This is a genomic window from Methylomonas sp. Kb3, from assembly GCF_002834115.1.
Lineage (GTDB): Bacteria > Pseudomonadota > Gammaproteobacteria > Methylococcales > Methylomonadaceae > Methylomonas > Methylomonas defluvii.
Window position 1 is genome coordinate 1 of sequence record NZ_PIZT01000061.1, and the last position, 223, is coordinate 223.

General features: G+C 58.7%; 1 pseudogene. It reads left to right on the forward strand.

What is annotated here, in order from left to right:
• A pseudogene (locus CWO84_RS15425) lies at nucleotides 1-223 on the forward strand (methyl-accepting chemotaxis protein); the annotation flags it as partial.

Sequence of the window (223 nt, forward strand, 5' to 3'; positions counted from 1 at the left end):
TGGTGGCCGAAGCCGCTGCGCTGGAAAAAGCCGCCATCGAAGGCCGCTTAGCCACCCGTGCCGACGCCAGCCAATACCAAGGCGACTTCCGCAAGATTGTCGAAGGCGTCAACAACACCCTGGATGCGGTGATCGGACCTTTGAACGTGGCGGCCGACTACGTGGACAACATCTCTAAAGGCGCGATCCCCACCAAAATCACCGACACCTACAATGGCGATTT